The following is an 18,849-nucleotide window of genomic DNA, read 5'->3' on the forward strand; positions in this document are numbered from 1 at the left end:
CGCAACGCCAACTCCCCGTCCCTTCACTCCCCTTGCGTCTCAGGCATTGCCTGGCTTTCCCGCAGCCCCTACATTGAACCGCGCCTTAAGCTCCCTTAACCCCCCACTTATATCGCGGACTTGACGGACCTCGGTCCGCGCAGACCCGGGAGATCCCCCATGCGTAGACACTCATCCCGCATATCCCGCATATCCCGCATATCCCGCATATCCCGCAAACGTCTCGCCGTGGCCACCGGTGTCGCGCTGGCCGCGGCGCTCGCCGTCACCGCGCCGGTCGCCGCGGACCAGGGCCCGGACGACAGCGCCCCGGCCGCTCGTACCACCGCCGCTCGTGCCGCCGCCGACGTCGAGGTCGAATACTTCACCGGTCCGGGCGGCCACCCCCGCCACACGGAGATCCCCGCCTCCGCCCCGCTCACCAGGAAGGAGCGGGCCACGGTCCGGGACGACGGCGACGTCCTGCCGATCGTGGAGGCCGGAGCGAGCGACACCAAGGTCGACGTCGTCTTCATCGGCGACGGCTACACCGCCGCCCAGCAGGAGGACTTCCACGCCGACGTGCGCAGCAAGTGGCAGCAGATGGCCGCCGTCGAGCCGTACGCCGAGTACGAGGACCTGTTCAACGTCTGGGCCGTCGACGCGCACTCGCAGGACTCCGGTGTCTCGGGCGACCCGACGAGCGACGTCCGCAAGAACACCGCCCTGAACTCGGCGTTCTTCTGCGACGGGATCGAGCGACTGCTCTGCGTCGACACCAACAAGGTCGAGGCGTACGCGAGCAAGGCCGCCGACCCCGATCTCGTGATCGTGCTCAGCAACTCCACCAAGTACGGTGGCGCCGGCTACAACTCCATCACCTCGCCGTCCGGTTACGACGGCATAGGCACCGCATCCTCCGACCACCCCGACTCGGACCAGGTCGCCGTCCACGAGACCGGCCACTCCTTCGGCAAGCTCGCCGACGAGTACTGGTACGACGAGAGCACGTACACCGGTCCCGAGCCGGGCGATTCGAACCTCACGAAACTCAGCGCCGCCGAAATGGCCGCGCAGAAGGTGAAGTGGCATCGCTGGCTCGGCCAGGCATCGCCCGACGGCGGCACCGTCGGCGCGTACGAGGGCGGCGGCTATCACGGGCACGGACTCAACCGCCCCACCGAGGACTCGATCATGCGCACCCTGGGCCGCGAGTTCAACCTGCCGGGACGCGAGGCGATGATCGCGGGCTTCCACCAGCACGCACCCGTCCTCACCTCCGCCACCACCACCGACCGCAAGGTGCGCGGCACCGAGCGGATCCGTGTCGCCGCGTCCTCCCACGCCCGGCTGCGCTGGTACGTCGACGGCCGCGAGGCGCGCGAGGTCCGGGGCGCGGACAGCGTGACCGCCACGGCACTCGGGGTACCCACCGACGGCCGCGCGCACACCGTCACCGCGCGTGCCACCGACCCGACCAAGGCCGTCCGAGCCCCGAAGCCGCGCAGGCTGATGACCGGATCGCTCAGCTGGCAGGTCACCCGCTGACGGCCCGCTGACCGACGGAGGCGCTCGCCGCGGGCAGCACGGCCCGCGGCGTACCGTCGCACGGTGACCGGCGATACTTCGGCCATGACTACGCATGCCGATCAGCGGCCGGAAGCGGTGGCACCCGCCTCCGGGTGGACGCTGCGGGCCGCCGAGCCCGACGACGTCGAGCCCATAGCCGAGCTGCGCGCCAGGGTGATGCGGCCGGACCTGGAGCGGCTCGGCCGGTTCGACGAGCACCGGGTGCGCCAGCGGCTGCGGGACTCCTTCTCTCCCTCGCACACTTCGGTCATCGTCGTCGCCGACGGCGTCTTCGCGGGAGCCGCCGGCGTCTTCGCGGGGTGCGTCACCCTGCGGCCCGCCGACGACGGCCAGTGGCTCGAACACTTCTACCTCGACCCCGCCCTCCAGGGCCGGGGCCTGGGGTCGGCCGTGCTGAGCAGGCTGCTCGCCCGGACCGACGCCGACCACGCTCCCGTACGCCTGAACGTCCTGCGGGGCAGCGCGGCCCGGCGCCTGTACGAGCGCCACGGCTTCAGCGTCGAGGACGAGGACCCGATCGACGTCTACATGGTGCGGCGGCCAGCCTGAACCGACCACCGGCCCAGGCGCCGAATTGGCCCACGCTCACACACCACAAATGGTCCACAGGCCGGACCATTTGCCTGGCTAGCCTCGTCTCATCAGCGAAGAGACGGCCCAACGGCCGCTTGCCCAGGGAGCGTTGTGCCGACTCAGATCCTGCCTCCGGCCGGTGCGCCACGCGTGCTCGCCGCCGCCCAGCTCAGCAACTCGCTCGGCGACGGCGCCTACTATGTGACGTCGGCCCTGTACTTCAGCCGCGTCGTCGGCCTCTCCCCCACGCAGATCGGGCTCGCGCTCACGGTCGCGTGGGCCATCGGTTCCGTGACGGGTGTTCCGCTGGGGGCGCTCGCCGACCGGAGAGGGCCGCGCGGCACAGCGGTGCTGCTCGCTCTGGCCACCGGCGCGTCGGTCGCCTCGTTCCTGTTCATCCGCTCCTTCGTTCCGTTCCTCGTCGCCGCCTGCCTGTACGCCGTCGCCCAGTGCGGACTCGCCGCCGCCCGGCAGGCGCTGCTCGCGGGACTTGTGCCCCCCGCGGCGCGCACGGGCGTCCTGGCTCACCTCCAGTCGACCCTGAACGCCGGTCTCGCCGTCGGTGCGGCTCTCGGCGGCCTCGCCCTGCACTACGACACGCAGGGGGCCTACCTCGCGGTCTTCGCGCTGGACTCGGTCAGCTTCCTGCTCTGCGCCCTGGTGCTGCTCCGGTTGCCGGCGGTGCCGCGGTCCGTGGGGCGCGGGAAGGGTGAGCCTCGCCTTGCCGTGCTCCGCGACCGGCCGTACGCCGTCATCACCGCGCTCAACGCGGTCCTGCTGCTGCGGATGCCGCTGCTGAGCCTCGCCGTTCCGCTGTGGGTGGTGGACCGTACGAACGCGCCGAGCTGGCTGGTCTCGGCTCTCTTCGTCCTCAACACCCTTGCGGTGACGGCCTTCCAGGTCCGCATGGCCCGTGGCGTCGATGGACACCGCTCGGCCACGCGCGCGGTGCGGCACTCCGGTCTGATCATGCTCGCTTCGTGCGTGGTCTTCGCCTTTTCCGCCACGGCGCTCCCCGTGTGGGTGACGGTGTCGGTCCTGGTGGCGGCGGCGGTGCTCCAGGTCGTCGCGGAGATGCAGCAGTCCGCCGGCTCGTGGCAGCTCAGCTTCGACCTTGCTCCGGCGCATCAAGTGGGCCAGTACCAGGGGTTCTTCGGCTCCGGCGTCCCTGTCGCCCGTACGCTCGGACCGCTCCTGCTCACCTCGCTCCTCGTGGTGTGGGGTGTCCCGGGCTGGCTCCTCCTCGGAGGGATCCTTTTCGGGGCGAGCCTCGCGATGGGGCCCGCGGTGCGCCGGGCGGAACGGGCTCGGGCAGCGGGCAGGGAGGGGGCGGACCACGGGGCACAGTTGAGTGAGCGGCGGCGTGCGGGAGCCCGCTAAAGTAACTGCTTGTGTCGAGAATCCGCCACACTCCGCAGGCGACCACCGGACTCCTCCCCCTCCGCGCGGGCGCGGAGGTCGACGCGCATCGGCACGACGAGCATCAGATCGTGTACGCGGGCCGAGGCGTCCTTTCGGTCACCACCGACGCGGGCAGCTGGGTCGCGCCCGCGACGCGGGCCATCTGGATCCCGGCGGGAACCGTCCACGAGCATCGCGCGTACGGCGACACGGATCTGCACCTGGTGGGCCTGCCGGTGACGGACAACCCCCTCGGCCTCGACCGGCCCGCCGTCCTCGAAGTCGCCCCGCTGCTGCGCGAGTTGATCATCACGTACACCCGGCAGCCCGAGCCGCCCGGCGGCCGCACCGCCGAACACCGCCGCCTGCGGGCGGTGCTCCTGGACCAGCTCCGCCACTCGACCCAGCAGCCCGTCCACGTACCGGCCGCCCGCGACCCCCGGCTCGCCGCGGTGTGCGCCGCCCTCCGCGACGACCCGGCCGATCCGCGGACACTGGCGCAGCTCGGCGCCGCGACCGGCGTCGGCGAGCGCACGCTGACCCGGCTCTGCCGGGCCGAACTCGGCATGAGCTTCCCGCAGTGGCGCACCCAGCTGCGCCTGCACCACGCCCTGTGCCTCCTGGCCGACGGCACCCCGGTCACCGTGGTCGCGCACCGTTGCGGCTGGGCGTCGAGCAGCGCCTTCATCGACGTCTTCCGCCGGGCCTTCGGCCACACGCCCGGCGCCCGGCGGGCACGCGGCTGACTACTTGGCCCGGTACGCCCGAAGGAAGGTGCGCACTCCCTCGACGATGAGCGGCCGGACCCGGCTGTCCTCCGCGGGGTTCGCGGAGCCGAACCTGTCGAGGGCGACTCCGAAGGTCAGCGCGATGAACTGATCGGCCGCGAGCCGGGCGTCGGGCACGTCGAGCAGCCCGTCCGCGGCGAGGGCGGCGAACCGCTCGGCAAGCGCCTCGTCGGGGGTGTCGGCCATGGGGTTCTCGCCCCGGCCCGGCGGGCGGCCGGAGCGCGCACGGACCAGGCGTCGCAGCGTCGCGTACTCCGCCGAGTCGAGCATGTCGCTCGCGATGCGCATCGAGAAGGCGACCAGGACGTCTTCGAGGTCGGCGGCCCGGGTGCCGTCGGTGAGGGTCTCGTCGACGATGCGCCGGACCGTGGTGACCACTGACTGGCCGACGCCATCGACCACCGTGCGCAGCAGCGTCTGCTTGTCGCCGAAGTAGTCGTAGACCGTCCGCTTGGACACCCCGGCCCTGGCGGCGACCGCGTCGACGCTGGTCCGGTCGAAACCATCGGCGAGGAACAACTCCCGGGCCGCGGTGAGGATGGCGGTCCGCTTCTGCGTGGACCCCTCGCGCAGGGTCTTCGTGGTCGGCATGGCCTTACCTTAACGCAACTACACTGCACGGTGTAGTGTAGTTGTGGTGCGGGGGCATCAACTGCCGTTCCCCCGCTCGCTCAGGCAACGAGGGAAAGGAAGTTCATGACCACAATCCTGGCTCCCCCGGTCCGCATCGGGAGGGCCGCCGTCGCGGCTCTCGGCATGCTGGCGGCCGCCACCGGGGCACTGGAGTCGGTGGTGACACCGACGCTCCCGCTCTTACAACGCGAACTCTCGATGAGCCGTGCCCAAGGGGCGTTACTCAGCATCACGTTGCTCATCACCGGCGCTCTCGTCACTCCCGTCGCGGGCAGCCTCGGTGACCGCTACGGCGGGAAACGGGTCATGCTCCGGCTGATGGCGGTGGTCTCGGCCGGTGGCCTGGTGTCCTCGTCGGCGCCGAACCTGCCGGTGCTGCTGCTCGGTCAGGTGCTGGAGGGCGCGATGGTGGGCGCGATGCCCCTTTCGTTCATCCTGGTACGCAAGCACCTCTCCTCGGGTGAGTCACAAGTGGCCATCGGGGTGGTGAGCGGGCTGTTCGTGGGCGGCGGCATGCTGGGCACCTTGATGGCCGGGCCCATCGCGGAAAACCTCTCCCGGCACTGGATGTTCGCGATACCGACGATCGCGATCGTCGGCGCGACCCTGCTGGTGCACCGGCTGATGCCGGACGATCCGCCGGCCCGGACGGACGCCAGGATCGACTGGCCCGGTCTGGTTCTCCTGAGCGGCATTCTGCTGACGCTCATGCTCGGACTTTCGATGGCGCCCGAACTCGGCAGTCAGCCGCTCGTGCTCGGCGCCCTGGCCGTGCTCCTGGCGCTCCTCGTGACCGGATGGCTCCGCGTCGAACGCCGGTCGCCGTCGCCGATGGTCGATCTGCGCATGGTGGCGCGGCCTGCGATATGGAGCTCCTACGCGATCACCTTCGCCGTCTGCGTCGGCACCTCGGTGTCGATGTTCCTCGTCCCGCAGCTGTTCGATCTGTCCGCCGACGGGTACGGCTTCGGGGCCGACCCCACCGACGTCGGGCGCTACCTCCTGCCCGGGGCCGTCGCGGGGGCGGTCAGCGGGCCGCTCGGCGGCATCGCGGCGCGGCGCTTCGGTTCAAGTGCCGTGGTCACCGCCGGAATCGTCATCATGGCGACCACGCTGGTCGCCATGGCGTTCGTGCACAGCGAGGTCTGGCACCTCGTCGTCGGCAAGGCCCTGATCGCCCTGGCCAGTGGAGTCTGCGTCACGGCGATGGTCGTCAAAACCGCCACCTCCGTCGATCACGGCAACACCGGCGCCGCCACCGGCCTGGTCCTCGTGACGCGCGTGATCGGCTTCGCCGCGGGCGCACAGGTCAGCGGCGCCTTCCTGGCCGCGGGGACCCGCCCCGGGACGAACGTCCCTGCCGAATCGGCCTTCGTCATCGGATTCCTCATCGCCGGAGCCGTCACGGCGCTGTCGCTGCTCGCCGTCCGCACGATGCGCAAAGGAGCCAAGGCATGAGCTCTACCGACCAGTTGACCCACAGCCGCCGGCTGACGCACAGCCGCAACGCTGCGAAACGCAATGTCCTGATCTCGGGGGCCAGTATCGCGGGCCCCGCCCTAGCGTTCTGGCTGAACCGCCACGGATACGCGGTCACGGTGGTGGAGAAGGCGGGCGCGCCGCGCAGCGGCGGCTACCCCGTCGACGTGCGCGGCACCGCACTTGAGGTCGTCCGGCGCATGGGGATCCTGCCCCGGCTGCGGGAGGCACACATCGACTCGCGGCGAATGACCTTCCTCGACGGGGACGGCTCCGAGGTGGCCTCCATCAACCCGCATGACGTCGTCGGCAGTGTCGCGGGACAGGACCTGGAAGTGCGGCGCGGGGATCTGACCGACGCCCTCTACGCGGCGGTCCGTGAGGACGTGGACTTCCTGTTCGACGACTCCATCGACACCCTCGACCAAACCGGCCACGGAGTCGACGTGACGTTCCGCGGGGGCAGCACGCGTACGTTCGACATGGTGTTCGGCGCGGACGGTCTGCACTCACGTACACGCGCGTCGGTGTTCGGTCCCGAAGAGCAGTTCCACCGCTATCTCGGTTACTGCTTCGCCGTGTTCACCATGCGTAACACCCTCGGTCTCTCCCACGAGGTCACGATGTGGAACACCCCGGGCAGAGCCGCGGCTCTCTACGCCGTGGGGGACGGCGACGACGTGCACGCCTTCCTGAACTTCGCCCGGACGGAACCGCCCTTCGACGTCGACGCGTTCCGCGACCCGGAGGCGCAACGGGACCTGGTCGCGGCTGTCTTCGCCGACGCGGGATGGGAGGTCCCCGGCATGGTGGCCGCCATGCGCGACGCGGATGACCTGTTCATCGACGTGGTCAGCCAGATCCGCATGCCTCGCTGGTCCAGCGGCAGGGTCGCGCTGGTGGGCGACGCCGCGTACGCACCTTCGTTCCTCACCGGACAAGGCTCGAGCCTCGCGCTCGTGGGCGCGTACATGCTCGGCGGTTCGCTGGCCGGCCGGGACGCCGCCGCGGGCTTCGCCGCCTACGAGCGGGACACCCGTGCGTTCGTGACGGCGAATCAGGACCGGATCGGCGAGGGGGACGCCACGCTCTTCCCCACCACCGCCCGGTCTCTGGAGCGGCGCAACGCCATGCTGCGCAATCTCGCCGCCACACCCCCCGCGCAGGGGCGCCCGGCCCACTCGGCCCTCACTCTGCCGGAATTCACGCCGATGGGGTGACTCCGGGCATACGCACCTCGGCCCTGGTCGTACGGAAGCGCGCAGCGTACGCGGACGGGGTCGTCCCGAGGTGGCGGGCGAAGGCCCTGCGCAGCGTCTCGTCACTGCCGAGACCGCTGCGCTCGGCCGTGTCGGTGACGCTCGCGCCGCGTTCGAGGAGCATGCGGGCAGCCTCCAGCCTGAGGGACTCCACGTACGCGGCCGGGGTGGTGCCGAGCTGCCGGGTGAAGAGCCGGGTCAGGTGCCGGGGACTCACGGCGGCCCGCCCGGCAAGGGTAGCTAGGCGGTGGTCGGCCGCCGGGTCGGCGGCGATCGCGTCGAGCAGCGGGCGCAGCACCGGATGGCTGGTCGCCGGGGCGCGCGAGGCGGCGGAGAACTGTGACTGTCCGCCGGGCCGCTGGAGGAAAACCACGAGGTCGCGGGCGACCCGGCGCGCGATGTCGGGGCCGTGGTCCTGCTCCACGAGAGCAAGGCAGACGTCGATGCCGGCGGTGACTCCGGCCGAGGTGAGGACGGGCCCGTCCTGGACGTAGATGGCATCCGCCGTGACGGTGGTGTCGGGGTGGAGCCGGGCCAGCTTCGCCGCGTGCTCCCAGTGCGTCGTCGCCCGGCGGCCACGCAGGAGCCCCGCCGCGGCGAGGGCGAAGGCGCCGGTGCACACGGCGGCCACCCGCCCTGCCCTGCGCGCCAGTTGGGCGACGAGCTCGACGAGTCCGGGACGTTCGGCGAACGTGACGAGCTCGGCGTGACCGGGGACGACGAGGGTGTCCACGCTGCCCGCGTCAGCCGCCGCGCCCATGTCGGCCGCCGACATGTCGGCCGCCGACAGGTCCGCCGCGATCCGCAGCCCGGTGGAGGTCCTGACGTCCTGCCCGTCGGGGGTGCAGACCCGCACGGTGTAGCGGCCTCCGGTGTATCGGCTCGCGGTGGCGAAGACCTCCAGGGGCGCCGCGACGTCGAGGAGGCGTACGCCGTCGAAGGCGAGGACGTAGACGTGGTGGGGGCGTGGCCCTTTCGGTTGTTCGCGCATGGGGTCACGCTAGCGGCGGTGCGTGTCCAGATGTGTGGGGTGCGCGTCCACAGGGACATGGCACGGGGACGCGTACGACGAGCAGGCTGGTCCCAGGTCCCAGAAGCCGACCGGGGCCGCCGGCCCTGCCGCGGCCTCTTTCTCGAAAAGGAAGGTGACATGCCATGACCGACCACGCGTCATCCGCCGCCGGGGTGTCCGTGCCGGACTCCGAGCTGGCCGCCGCTGCCACCGAACTGGTGCGGGACACCACGAGCGAGCTGATCTACCACCACTCACGGCGCGTCTTCTGGTTCGGCAGTTTGCAAGGCGCCCGACGCGGACTGAGCTTCGACCCCGAACTGCTCTACATCGGCGCGATGTTCCACGACCTGGGCCTCGGCGAAGGGTTCCGGGACAGCGGGCGGCGCTTCGAGGTGGACAGCGCCGACGAGGCCCGCCGCTTCCTGCACGGCCACGGCGTTCCGGAGGACAGCGTGCGCCGGGTGTGGACCGCCATCGCCCTGCACACGACCCCGGGCATCCCCGAGTTCATGGAGCCGGAGGTCGCCCTGGTCACCGCCGGGGTGGAGTACGACGTCCTGGGCATCGGCTACGACGACCTGACCGCCGACGAGCGCGCCGACATCACCGCGCTGCATCCACGCCCCGACTTCAAGCGGCGGATCCTGGAGGCGTTCACCGAGGGCATCGCCCCCAAGCCGGAGACCACCTTCGGAAACGTGAAGGCCGACGTCCTCGAGCACTTCGTCCCCGGCTTCACGCGCGGCGACTTCGTCGAGGTCATCCGGAAGTCCCCCTGGGCGGAGTAGTCCTGGGCGGAGTAGTGGGGAGGACACCAGTTCGGGCCGATCCGCCTGGACGACCTGATCCAGGCCATCAAGCAGGCCCACCCGGAAGCCGCCCTCGAGCAGCTCTCCGACGCCGTGATCGCCGCCGACCACCTCGGCGACGTCGCCGACCATCTCATCGGACACTTCGTGGACCAAGCGCGCCGCTCGGGCGCCTCGTGGACGGAGATCGGCAAGAGCATGGGGGTCACCCGGCAGGCGGCCCAGAAGCGGTTCGTGGCCAAGGACCCCGGGGAGATGTCCGACCTCGATCCCCGGCAGGGCTTCAGCCGGTTCACGCCCCGCGCCAAGAACGTGGTCATGGCCTCGCAGGAGGAGGCCCGCGCCGCGGGGAACGACGCGATCCGCGACAGTGTCACCCAAGCGCTGCCGCCCGCGGTCGGCGAGCTGCCCGACCTCATCCCGTACGACGCCGGGGCGAAGAAGGTCCTCGAACTCACCTACCGCGGGGCACTGCGGCTCGGGCACAACTACATCGGCACCGAGCACATCCTGCTCTCGCTCCTGAAGGCGGAGGGCGGCACGAGCACGCTCACCGGGCTCGGCATCGACAAAGCCGTCGCCGAGGCGGACCTCACCGAGGCCGTGGAGGCGATCCGCCGCGCCTCCCTCAACCAGGAGTGACCGAGCCGGATCCGGTCGCGGGGGCGTGCTTCCCGGTCGCCCGCCCCGCCGCCGCGCGCACCCGCGCCGCCTCCCGGACGGCCGCCGTGTTCGCCTGGCCCTGCCGGGATCCCGCGAGCTTCGCCTTGATGTGATCGCGTACGAGGATCGGTTCGTGGGCGAGGCCGCCGGAGGCGTCGATGTGGCTCGGCAGCGTGGAGATGACCGCGTCGACGTTGCCGTCGTGGAAGTAGGCGGCGGACCTGCGCCGGACGATGCCGCCGTGCACGATCGGCGGCTTGACGCGGTGCAGGGTGGACATCCAGCGGTCGTTGGTGAGCCGGGCGGTGAGGTCGCCGAGGTTGACCAGGAGCGCGCCGTCGACGGGTGTGACGTCGTGCCAGGCCCCGTCCGTGCCGAGCACCTGAAGACCGGCGACCTGGTCCGCCCACAGCACGGTGACGAGACCGAAGTCGGTGTGCTCCCCCATCCCCGTCAGGTCGCCGTCGAGGGTGACGGCGCCTTCGGGCAGGGCGTAGTTGTTCATGCGCAGTACGTCGATGGAGTGATCGGTCAGCGCGTCGAAGAGGTCCGGCGGCTCCCCCAGCGCGTCCGCGAAGACGCGGGTCAGGGTGCGTGCCACGCGTCCGGCCTCCGCGAAGTAGCTCAGCACAGCCGGTTCGAAGCCCTCGACCTGCGTGGGCCAGACATTGATCCCGTAGTCGTCCTCGGACAGGTCGAGTCCGGGGAACGAGCGGGCTTCGGTGCCGATGTTGAAGGCCTCGAAGAAATCGTTCATGCGCCCGGCGGACTCCACGCCGAGGCTCAGGCTGAGGGATTCACTCTTGGGCGGGCTGTAGCCACGGTTCGCGCCGGCCACGCGGTAGCTCTTCCTCGTCTCCAGGGGCAGGCCGAAGAAGCCGTCCATGGCGGCGGCCAGGCCGTCCACCGTCTCGTCGGGAATGCCGTGGCCGAGGATCTGGACGAAGCCGACGCGGGCGCAGGCGTCGTCCATCCCCCGTGCCACGCTGGCGCGTTGGACCGCCGGACGTTCACCGTCGACGTACGGCGTGATGTCGATGACGGGAACCTTGAAGGACATGGCGTCTCCTGGCGTGCGCGAGGGGCAGTGCCCGATTCCCTATCACGGTTTCACGGCCCGGCTTCCGGGGGCACGTCGGCGGTCTCCGGAGGCACGTTCCCTCTTTCCGGAGGCACGTCCCCGGTTTCCGGGGGCACGTCGGCCGAGGTGTTGTCGGCCTCGATCCTGCGCAGCCGTTCCGCGTCGCAGACGCGCGGGCAGGTGCCGCACGCGTCGGTGGCGCGGATCGTGTAGTAGAGGCAGCAGCCCAGACGGGTGCGGGTCGGGTGGCGCTCGCCGTCACGGGTCGTCAGATGACGGAAGGCGGCGCCGCCGGGGAAGGGTGCGACGGGTCCGGGGAGCAGGGCGTCCACGGCTCGCAGCGCCTCGTCCTCCTGGCCGAGCATGCGCCCCAAGTACCAGATCCCGGAGATGAGATCGTCGCCCGCCATGCCCCAGAGCGCCCGCTGTCCGCGCCGCAGCAGGGGCCCGACGGCCGCGAGCAGCGGCCGCATATGGGCGACGACCGCGTCGCGGACCTCGGCGCGCAGCGAGTCCTCGTCGGCCAGGACCCGCGTTCCGGGGAGCCCGGCCGCCGGGTCGTCTGGGAAGCAGGCGAACGGGCCGGGGACGATCTCGAAGGCGCCGGTCTCCAGATGGACGCGTACGTCATCGGGGTGGATCCGCGGCACGCGCCGCTCCAGGTACCAGGCGCCGCTCATCAGCAGGGAGACGGACCAGAGGTAGCCGTGCAGGGCGCGGGACGCGGCGACGTCGGGGCGCGGGGTGTGGTAGTGGCCGACCTGGATGCGCGCGGCCTCCGCCGTGACGAAGGCTGCCAGGGCGTCCTGATTCGACGTCAGTTCTCCACCACACACCCAGCCTTGACCCGTGGGCGAGCCAGGTTCCGCCACCGTGATGGCGAGCGTCTCGCAGTGCGCGGCCAGCCGCCGATAGGTCGCGGTGAGCAGGGCGGCGGGGCTCAGGGCGGTGGCGTTCGGCGCCAGGTCCGGGGCCACGGGCAGCGGCACTCGTACTCCTTGGAAGGCAGGTCCGACGGTCGTTCAGCGGCGAACCCGTCCGCCACTGACTAGGTAAGGCTTACCTTATTTCTCTTCAACTTGCCGCATCGTCCGCGGCGCGTCGCGGGTCACTCCATCGCGAGTGATCCGCCCCTCACGGTGAGTTGACATCCTTAGGCATACCTAACCTAAACTCTCACCCCGTGTCCAAGATCGTTCGGGCCGTCCCGCCAGGCAGCCCCTCCGCGCGGCGAATCCCCCCGCACCTGCGGCTGTACGTCCTCGCCCGCAACCCCACCGACTCGGTAACCGAAGGCTTTCTGCCCGCCGCACGCAGGCTCGGCCTCGACGTCACGCTCCTCACCGATCACCCGGGGGCACATCAAAGCGGCCTCCCCGGGGAGGCCCTCGAATCCCTGGAGATCCTCGAGTGCGACGTACGCGATTTCCGGGCCGTCATCAGCCGGATATCCGCCCATCACTCCCCCGGCGCGATCTTCACCAACAGCGATCATCTGCAGACGCAAGCGGCCCTGGCCGCCGAGTACTTCGGGCTGCCCGGCAAGGACTGGCGGACCGCGCTGCGCACCAAGGACAAGGCACAGATGCGGCGCCATCTCGCGGCTGAGGGCGCCCACGCGGTCCGGTCCGTGGAGCTCCCCGCGGACCAGGACCCGGCCGGACTCACGACCCTCGACGTGCCGTTCCCGTGCGTGGTCAAGCCGCGGGAGGGCGTGGCGAGCGAGGACGTGGTGCTGGTCGAAGGACCGGAGCAGCTGGTGCGGCGCTGCGCGGAGATCCAGGCGCGGCGGCCGGGGGCGGCACTGGTCGTCGAGGAGTACCTCGCCGGGGAGTTGTGCACCCTGGAGACGCTCGGCGACGGCCGCGTCAGGCACGTCCTCGGGGGCTTCCGTACGGAGGTGTCACCACCGCCGTACTTCATAGAGGAACGGATGACGTTCGTCCCCGCGCATCCGGATGCGGTGGTGGCTCAGGTCCTTGCCCAACTGGACGCGCTGGGGGTGGGGTTCGGGGTCTGCCACACGGAGTTCGTGGTGGCGGCGGGGCGGGCGCGGCTCATCGAGGTCAACTACCGTGCCATCGGCGACCAGTGTGATCTGCTCCTCGCACAGCTCCTGGACATACCGCTCTTCGAGCACATCCTCCGTACGCATCTGGGCGAGCCGCTCCCGGCGGACCTGGCCGCACGGTCGGACGGCCGGGCACGGCTCGACTACCCGTACGCGCGGAGCTCCGGAACGCTGACGGCTGCGCCGGGCCGGACCGAAGCGACGGCGGGCGGAGTGCACTTGACGTACCGGCCACTGCGCGAGGTCGGCGAGTACCACGAACTCCACGGCACGAACCGCGACTTCCTCGGGGTGGTACGCGCCACGGGCACGGACCAGTCCGCGGTCGACCGAGCCGTGGCGGACTTCCTCGCCGAGCACCACTGGGAGATCACACCATGACGTGCCTGACGGACGGGGAGCCTTCCGCCACCGCCGACACCGACACCGACACCGACACCGAGGGCGAGCTCCTGTTACGCGTCCTGACCGCGTTCCTGCGCGAGGACGTGTCCGGGTGGCGCACCCGTAGCACGCCGGTGCGGCGGGGGGACGGCCTGTGGCTGAGGCTGCCGGTGGCGACGCGGGAGCGTTCCCGTGGGGCCGCCCTGCTGATGCCTGTCCTCGATGACGGCTACCAATCCACGTACGCCGCCCGGCTTCCCCTGCTCCGGCGGGAGCCCGGAGGTGCCGAATTCGTCGACACGGCCGGCGTTCTGGCCGCTCTGCGTGACCTCGCCGATCCCGTCGACCGCGGCGGGTTCGAGGCGTTCGCCGTGGAGTGTCAGCAGGAGCTCGACGCACTGCGGCTGCACGCAGGGACGAGGCGCGAGGTGGAGAGCCTGCTCTCCGAGCGGTACGGCGTGGACCCCGGTTCCTGGACCGGGCTCGCGGGCGGGCTCGGTTACGACACGCTCGCCGCTCGGGCCGATCACCCCGTGTATCCCACCTCGCGGGGCCGCTCCGGCTTGGGCATCGCTCAACTTCGCTCCTACGCACCCGAATTCCACCCCACCTTCGCCCTGCGACAGCTCGCCCTGCCCCGCGAGGCCGTCACCGTCGGCGGGGGCACCGAATCCTGGCTCTCACCCCGTGCGGCGGGCGCGCCCGCGCTCGAAGGGAGTCACCTCGTACTCCCCGTGCACCCCTTGACCGCCGACGGCCCCCTGCGGGACGCGCTGCGGACGGCGGGGCTCGAAGGGCGGGCCTACCTCGTCGACTGCCCCGGGCCCGATGTCGTACCGACCCTGTCGATGCGCACCGTCGCGCTCGCATCCGACCCCACGCGGCACCTCAAACTGCCGCTCGCCACCGCCACACTAGGGCTGCGCAACCGGCGCACCATCAAGCCGGGCACCCTCACCGACGGCGCGGCGGGCCAGCGCCTCGTCGAAGCCGTCGTCGACCGCGAACCCCGGTTCAGGGGTGTCATCCTGCACGCGGACGAGACCCGCTTCGCCCACGCCGGGCATGAACTCATCGCCGTGCTCCTGCGCCGCTACCCCGCCGGCCTCGAAGACGCCGTCGTCGTGCCGATGGCCGCCCTCATGTGCCCGGCACCCGGCGGCGACCGGCTGCTGATCGACCACCTCGCCGACCGGTTCCACGACGGCGACACCCTGGCCCTCCTGGACGCCACGCTCGCCCTCCTCTTCGACTGGCAGACCACGCTCTTCGCCCACGGGATCGCCTTGGAGTCGCACCAGCAGAACATCTCGCTGGTGCTCGACCACCCCGCGGGCGGGGGTGGGAGCGGGGGCGGAGCCGGCCGCACCCGGCTCCGACTGCTGTTCAAGGACAACGACGGGCCTCGCGTGAACCTCGCCCGACTCCGTGACGTCATGGGACAACAGGCGCCTGCGCGTACCGAGTTCGATGACCGGAGGATCTTCGTCGACGGGGACCGGCCCGTGCTCGATGTGTTCACCACCATCACCCTCCACCTCTGCGCGGGCTCCTACGCCTTCGGGCTCGCGCGGCACGGCCACGCTCCGCTGGAGCGGCTGCTCCGGCTCGTGCGCGAGCGGCTCGCCGAGGCCGTCGAACGGCTCGGCACGGCACCCGGTGAGCCAGGAGCGCTCCTGCGCGCGCACGTCCTGGACGCGCCCGAACTGCCCGTCAAGGCGATGGTCACCGCGGGCACCCTGCTCTCCAAGGAGCGCTCCGGGGCCGCCGACATCAACAAGCACTACACGACGGGACCCAACTACCTGCGGCACGACCACCCGCGGCAGAACTATCCGCGGCGTAACTACACGCGGCCTACGGGAACTTCGTGATGACCATCGCGTCGTCGGCGCTCACCCTGACGCAGAGGGCCGCACGGACCGCGCTCACACTGGTCGAGGAACGAATACCGGGCGTCTCGCGCGCCCCGTGACCGGCACCGCGATCGCCTTGCCCGCCATGGCCGCCGTCACTCTTCCCGCCCTGTTCCGCCGCTCGCCCCGCTTCCGCTGGAGCCGTTGATGTCCTTGCCGACCGGCACGTTCACCGCACCGCCCTGGGCGCCCGCCCGGGGCGCCGTCCCCGTCGCCGGGGCCGCCCCCACCTGTCTGCCCAGCGCCGACCAAGCGGTGACGCACACCCTCCTCAACTGCCTGCTGCGCGAGGTCTCGGGCCCCGAGCGCCAGACCGCCGTCGTCGACGGCGACCTCCTGCTCCGGCTGCCGCGCCGCGGGGTCCTCCTGCGTGTCGCGCTGCGCCGCGCGTCCCTCCTCGGCGCCCACCGTTTCACCGGCCCGGTGACCGAGCAGCGGGACGGCACGTGGGCCGAGGTGGGCTGGCCGCGCCTCGCCGAGTACACACACGCCGAACTCTCGCTGCGTACGGGCGTGAGCAATGAGGAGTTCCTGCAGCAGATCGCCTCGAGCCATGAAGGCGTCAGCGCCGCGCTCGCCGCCGTCCGTCCGGCGCCCACCATCTCGCCGGCCGCCACCGCGCATCCCGCCCCAAAGTGGCTCGCGGACTACCTCGCTTCCGAGCAGTCGCTGTTGTTCGGCCACCGCTTCCATCCCACCCCCAAGGCCCGCGGCGGCGACCTCGCCGACTGGTCCGCGTACGCTCCCGAGACCGCGTCCGTCTTCCCGCTGCGCCACCTCGCCGTACGGGACCACCTCATCGCCGAGGAGTCCGCGCGGCCGGGCGCCGCGGCCCCGCTCGACCGCCTCGGAACAGCGCCGGACGGCTACCGGCTGCTCCCGGTGCACCCCTGGCAGTACGACCTGCTCCGCGGACACCAGGGGCTGCGCGCGGCCCTGGACCGCGGGGACGTCATCGACCTGGGCCCCGGCGGCCACCCCTTCGCGGCCACCGCATCCGTGCGCACGCTGTACGGCGGTGACACCTTCCTGAAGTTCAGCCTGAACGTCCGCATCACCAACTGCGTGCGCAAGAACGCCAGTTACGAGCTGTCGGGCGCCGTCGCGCTCACCCACACACTCGAAGGAGCCCTGGACGACCTGACCGCCCGCTTCCCGGGCCATGCCGTGCTCCGTGAGCCCGCCTACCGCAGCCTCGCGCTCCCGGGACCCGACGGGCGCCCTGACCTCTCCCTGCTGGAGGGCTTCGGCGTCATCGTCCGCGAAGGCCTGGCCGGACGGCTCCTCCCCGGCACGACACCGCTGCTCGCCGCGGCCGTCGCCGACGAGTACCCGACGGGGCCGGGTCATGTCTCGCGGCTCCTCGCGGGCGCAGGGCCGCAGCCCACGCTCGACTGGTGGCGGACGTATCTGCGACTGCTGCTGCCACCGGTGCTCGCCGCGTACTTCGACCACGGCCTGGTGCTCGAACCGCATCTCCAGAACGTCCTGATCTGCGTCGACGCCGACGGCATGCCCGCTCAGGTGCTCTTCCGCGACCTGGAGGGCACCAAGCTGGTCCCTGAACGCCACGCGCAGACCCTGGCCGCGCTCCCGCCCGAGGTGGCGGGGCCGATGACGTACGACGCGCAGCGCGGCTGGGACCGTGTCGTCTACTGCCTCCTGGTCAACCACGTCGCCGAGCTGCTCGCCGCCCTCGCCGACCTGCATCCGCACACCGAACCCGCGCTCTGGTCCCATGTCCGGTCCGTCATGCGGGAGTTCGCCGACGCGCACGGCTGCCCGCCCCGGCTCGGCGCCCTGCTCGCCGGGGTACCGCTGCCCGCCAAGGCCAATCTGCTCACCCGCTGGGAACGCAGGGCCGACCGGGACGCGGGCTATGTCCGCCTCACCTCACCCTTTCCGCTCGCCGAGCACGTACGGAACCTGGGTGGCCGCACCGACACACCGTGGAGCACCGCCGAATGACAGCCCCGACTCCCGCCGTACGTGACTGTGCCCTCGGCCTGCCCACGGAGGAGCTTCCCGCCTATCTGTACGACCTGACGGCGCTGGAAGCCCACGCCACGGCGGTGCGCGCAGCACTCCCCCGGCAGGTCGAGCTCCACTACGCCGCCAAGGCCAATCCAGAGCCCGAGATCCTCGCCGCCCTCGATGCGCACGTCGACGGCTACGAGGTCTCGTCGGGGGGCGAACTCGCCCATGTGGCCAAGGCGGTGGCAGGGCGACCGCTGGCCTTCGGCGGCCCCGGCAAGACACCGGACGAGCTCACGGCGGCCCTGGAACTCGGCGTGGAACGCTTCCATGTGGAGAGCACCTACGAGTTGCGGATGCTGGCCTCGATCGCCGCCCGCGTCGTGCCGCACCGCCGCGTCGGTGTCCTGCTCCGGTTCAATCTCGCCCTCGACGCCGAGTCGCTGGCGGGCAGTTCACTCGCCATGGGCGGGCGCCCGACTCCCTTCGGTCTCGACCCCGCCGATGCGGACCCCGCGGTCTCCTTGTTCACCGACGGCAGCCTCCCTCAGCTGCAACTGCTCGGCATCCACGCCCACTTGGCCAGCGGGCTCACCGCACCCCAGCAGCTGGCGGTCGCCGAGTCCATCGTGACCTGGTCGCAGAAGCTGGCCCGCCGGCACGACATCCGCCTGGCGGAGGTGAACGTCGGCGGCGGGATGAGCGTGGACTACGCAGACCCCGCCAGGCGCTTCGACTGGACCGCGTACGGTGAAGGTCTGGCCCGACTCTGCGGAGCACATCCCGGCCTGACGCTCCGTATCGAGCCGGGGCGGGCGCTGACGGCGTACTGCGGCTGGTACGCCACGGAGGTCCTGGACGTGAAGCAGAGCCACGGCGCGGAGTTCGCGGTGGTGCGTGGCGGCACCCACCATCTGCGCACCCCCGCGGCCAAGGGGCACGACCAGCCCTGCACCGTGCTCCCGGCCGATGAGCCGTGGCCGCACTCCTGGCCACGGTCCGAGGCACGGCGGGACAGGGTGACGTTCGCGGGTCAGCTGTGCACCCCGAAAGACGTGCTGGCCAGGGAGGTTCCGGTGACGGAGCTGCGGGCCGGCGACCGTGTGGTGTTCGCGATGGCGGGTGCGTACGCGTGGAACATCTCGCACCACGACTTCCTCATGCACCCGCGACCCGGCTTCCACTTCCTCTGACCGCCCGACTCACCGGACCGCCCAACTCACCTGACCGCCCG

Annotated in this window: 16 protein-coding genes; 12 read left to right on the forward strand and 4 right to left on the reverse strand. The window is 71.4% G+C overall.

What is annotated here, in order from left to right:
• Window positions 1-159 precede the first annotated feature (159 nt).
• The 4 genes from ACIBCK_RS24030 (at window position 160) to ACIBCK_RS24045 (ending at window position 4,289) form a co-directional block, all read left to right on the forward strand.
• Window positions 160-1,527: a M64 family metallopeptidase gene (locus ACIBCK_RS24030; protein ID WP_399393355.1), complete on the forward strand. Its 1,368-nt coding sequence runs from the start codon at window positions 160-162 to the stop codon at window positions 1,525-1,527.
• Window positions 1,528-1,611: 84 nt separating this feature from the next.
• Window positions 1,612-2,118, forward strand: coding sequence for a GNAT family N-acetyltransferase (locus tag ACIBCK_RS24035; RefSeq protein WP_399393356.1), 507 nt, complete (start codon window positions 1,612-1,614; stop codon window positions 2,116-2,118).
• A gap of 135 nt (window positions 2,119-2,253) precedes the next feature.
• Window positions 2,254-3,522 carry an MFS transporter gene (locus ACIBCK_RS24040; protein WP_399393358.1) on the forward strand — a complete coding sequence of 423 codons (1,269 nt, stop codon included), beginning with the start codon at window positions 2,254-2,256 and terminating at the stop codon, window positions 3,520-3,522.
• A gap of 11 nt (window positions 3,523-3,533) precedes the next feature.
• A complete protein-coding gene (locus ACIBCK_RS24045; protein WP_399393360.1) occupies window positions 3,534-4,289 on the forward strand; it encodes an AraC family transcriptional regulator in 756 nt (251 codons plus the stop codon).
• Here the strand turns inward: ACIBCK_RS24045 and ACIBCK_RS24050 are convergent, their stop codons facing one another.
• Window positions 4,290-4,922 carry a TetR/AcrR family transcriptional regulator gene (locus ACIBCK_RS24050; protein WP_399393362.1) on the reverse strand — a complete coding sequence of 211 codons (633 nt, stop codon included), beginning with the start codon at window positions 4,920-4,922 and terminating at the stop codon, window positions 4,290-4,292.
• 105 nt (window positions 4,923-5,027) lie between these two features.
• Between ACIBCK_RS24050 and ACIBCK_RS24055 the strand changes: the two genes are divergently transcribed.
• Window positions 5,028-6,422 (forward strand): MFS transporter, encoded by a 1,395-nt coding sequence (locus ACIBCK_RS24055; protein ID WP_399393364.1) that lies wholly within the window; start codon window positions 5,028-5,030, stop codon window positions 6,420-6,422.
• Window positions 6,419-7,663: an FAD-dependent monooxygenase gene (locus tag ACIBCK_RS24060; protein ID WP_399393366.1), complete on the forward strand. Its 1,245-nt coding sequence runs from the start codon at window positions 6,419-6,421 to the stop codon at window positions 7,661-7,663. The genes ACIBCK_RS24055 and ACIBCK_RS24060 overlap by 4 nt, the downstream gene beginning before the upstream one ends.
• Here the strand turns inward: ACIBCK_RS24060 and ACIBCK_RS24065 are convergent.
• Window positions 7,647-8,693 (reverse strand): GlxA family transcriptional regulator, encoded by a 1,047-nt coding sequence (locus tag ACIBCK_RS24065; protein WP_399393368.1) that lies wholly within the window; start codon window positions 8,691-8,693, stop codon window positions 7,647-7,649. The genes ACIBCK_RS24060 and ACIBCK_RS24065 overlap by 17 nt on opposite strands.
• 164 nt (window positions 8,694-8,857) lie before the next feature.
• Here ACIBCK_RS24065 and ACIBCK_RS24070 point away from each other — a divergent pair, with 164 nt between their 5' ends.
• Window positions 8,858-9,505, forward strand: a complete 648-nt coding sequence (locus ACIBCK_RS24070) for an HD domain-containing protein (RefSeq protein ID WP_399393370.1) — start codon at window positions 8,858-8,860, stop codon at window positions 9,503-9,505.
• Window positions 9,506-9,544: 39 nt separating this feature from the next.
• Window positions 9,545-10,168, forward strand: coding sequence for a Clp protease N-terminal domain-containing protein (locus ACIBCK_RS24075; protein ID WP_399393914.1), 624 nt, complete (start codon window positions 9,545-9,547; stop codon window positions 10,166-10,168).
• On the opposite strand, the gene ACIBCK_RS24080 is transcribed toward ACIBCK_RS24075, so the two are convergent.
• Entirely contained in the window at window positions 10,155-11,249 is a 1,095-nt protein-coding gene (locus ACIBCK_RS24080) for an isopenicillin N synthase family dioxygenase (RefSeq protein WP_399393373.1), read from the reverse strand. The genes ACIBCK_RS24075 and ACIBCK_RS24080 overlap by 14 nt on opposite strands.
• Window positions 11,250-11,299: 50 nt before the next feature.
• The gene (locus ACIBCK_RS24085) at window positions 11,300-12,253 is read right to left on the reverse strand and encodes a (2Fe-2S)-binding protein (RefSeq protein ID WP_399393916.1); all 954 of its coding nucleotides are present in this window, start codon (window positions 12,251-12,253) and stop codon (window positions 11,300-11,302) included.
• A 263-nt stretch (window positions 12,254-12,516) separates the two neighbouring features.
• Between ACIBCK_RS24085 and ACIBCK_RS24090 the strand changes: the two genes are divergently transcribed.
• From ACIBCK_RS24090 to ACIBCK_RS24105, 4 genes are all read left to right on the forward strand, one after another.
• On the forward strand, window positions 12,517-13,722 hold the full coding sequence (locus ACIBCK_RS24090; protein WP_399393918.1) for an acetyl-CoA carboxylase biotin carboxylase subunit family protein: 1,206 nt from the start codon (window positions 12,517-12,519) through the stop codon (window positions 13,720-13,722).
• A complete protein-coding gene (locus tag ACIBCK_RS24095; protein WP_399393375.1) occupies window positions 13,719-15,599 on the forward strand; it encodes an IucA/IucC family protein in 1,881 nt (626 codons plus the stop codon). Before ACIBCK_RS24090 ends, ACIBCK_RS24095 begins: the two co-directional genes overlap by 4 nt.
• A gap of 189 nt (window positions 15,600-15,788) precedes the next feature.
• Complete coding sequence (locus ACIBCK_RS24100) at window positions 15,789-17,609, forward strand: IucA/IucC family protein (RefSeq protein WP_399393377.1); 1,821 nt, start codon at window positions 15,789-15,791, stop codon at window positions 17,607-17,609.
• Window positions 17,606-18,808, forward strand: a complete 1,203-nt coding sequence (locus ACIBCK_RS24105) for a type III PLP-dependent enzyme (protein WP_399393378.1) — start codon at window positions 17,606-17,608, stop codon at window positions 18,806-18,808. Before ACIBCK_RS24100 ends, ACIBCK_RS24105 begins: the two co-directional genes overlap by 4 nt.
• Window positions 18,809-18,849 lie beyond the last annotated feature (41 nt).

The sequence above is a fragment of the Streptomyces sp. NPDC051218 genome (assembly GCF_044455475.1).
Taxonomy (GTDB): domain Bacteria; phylum Actinomycetota; class Actinomycetes; order Streptomycetales; family Streptomycetaceae; genus Streptomyces.

What these genes read in the sequence shown, in the direction of transcription:
- ACIBCK_RS24105 (WP_399393378.1), top strand. Translation starts at nt 17,606, where the DNA reads ATGACAGCCCCGACTCCCGCCGTACGTGACTGTGCCCTCGGCCTGCCC.
- ACIBCK_RS24095 (WP_399393375.1), top strand. Translation starts at nt 13,719, where the DNA reads ATGACGTGCCTGACGGACGGGGAGCCTTCCGCCACCGCCGACACCGAC.
- ACIBCK_RS24030 (WP_399393355.1), top strand. Translation starts at nt 160, where the DNA reads ATGCGTAGACACTCATCCCGCATATCCCGCATATCCCGCATATCCCGC.
- ACIBCK_RS24070 (WP_399393370.1), top strand. Translation starts at nt 8,858, where the DNA reads ATGACCGACCACGCGTCATCCGCCGCCGGGGTGTCCGTGCCGGACTCC.
- ACIBCK_RS24100 (WP_399393377.1), top strand. Translation starts at nt 15,789, where the DNA reads ATGTCCTTGCCGACCGGCACGTTCACCGCACCGCCCTGGGCGCCCGCC.
- ACIBCK_RS24080 (WP_399393373.1), bottom strand. Translation starts at nt 11,249, where the DNA reads ATGTCCTTCAAGGTTCCCGTCATCGACATCACGCCGTACGTCGACGGT.
- ACIBCK_RS24055 (WP_399393364.1), top strand. Translation starts at nt 5,028, where the DNA reads ATGACCACAATCCTGGCTCCCCCGGTCCGCATCGGGAGGGCCGCCGTC.
- ACIBCK_RS24060 (WP_399393366.1), top strand. Translation starts at nt 6,419, where the DNA reads ATGAGCTCTACCGACCAGTTGACCCACAGCCGCCGGCTGACGCACAGC.
- ACIBCK_RS24035 (WP_399393356.1), top strand. Translation starts at nt 1,612, where the DNA reads ATGACTACGCATGCCGATCAGCGGCCGGAAGCGGTGGCACCCGCCTCC.
- ACIBCK_RS24050 (WP_399393362.1), bottom strand. Translation starts at nt 4,922, where the DNA reads ATGCCGACCACGAAGACCCTGCGCGAGGGGTCCACGCAGAAGCGGACC.
- ACIBCK_RS24065 (WP_399393368.1), bottom strand. Translation starts at nt 8,693, where the DNA reads ATGCGCGAACAACCGAAAGGGCCACGCCCCCACCACGTCTACGTCCTC.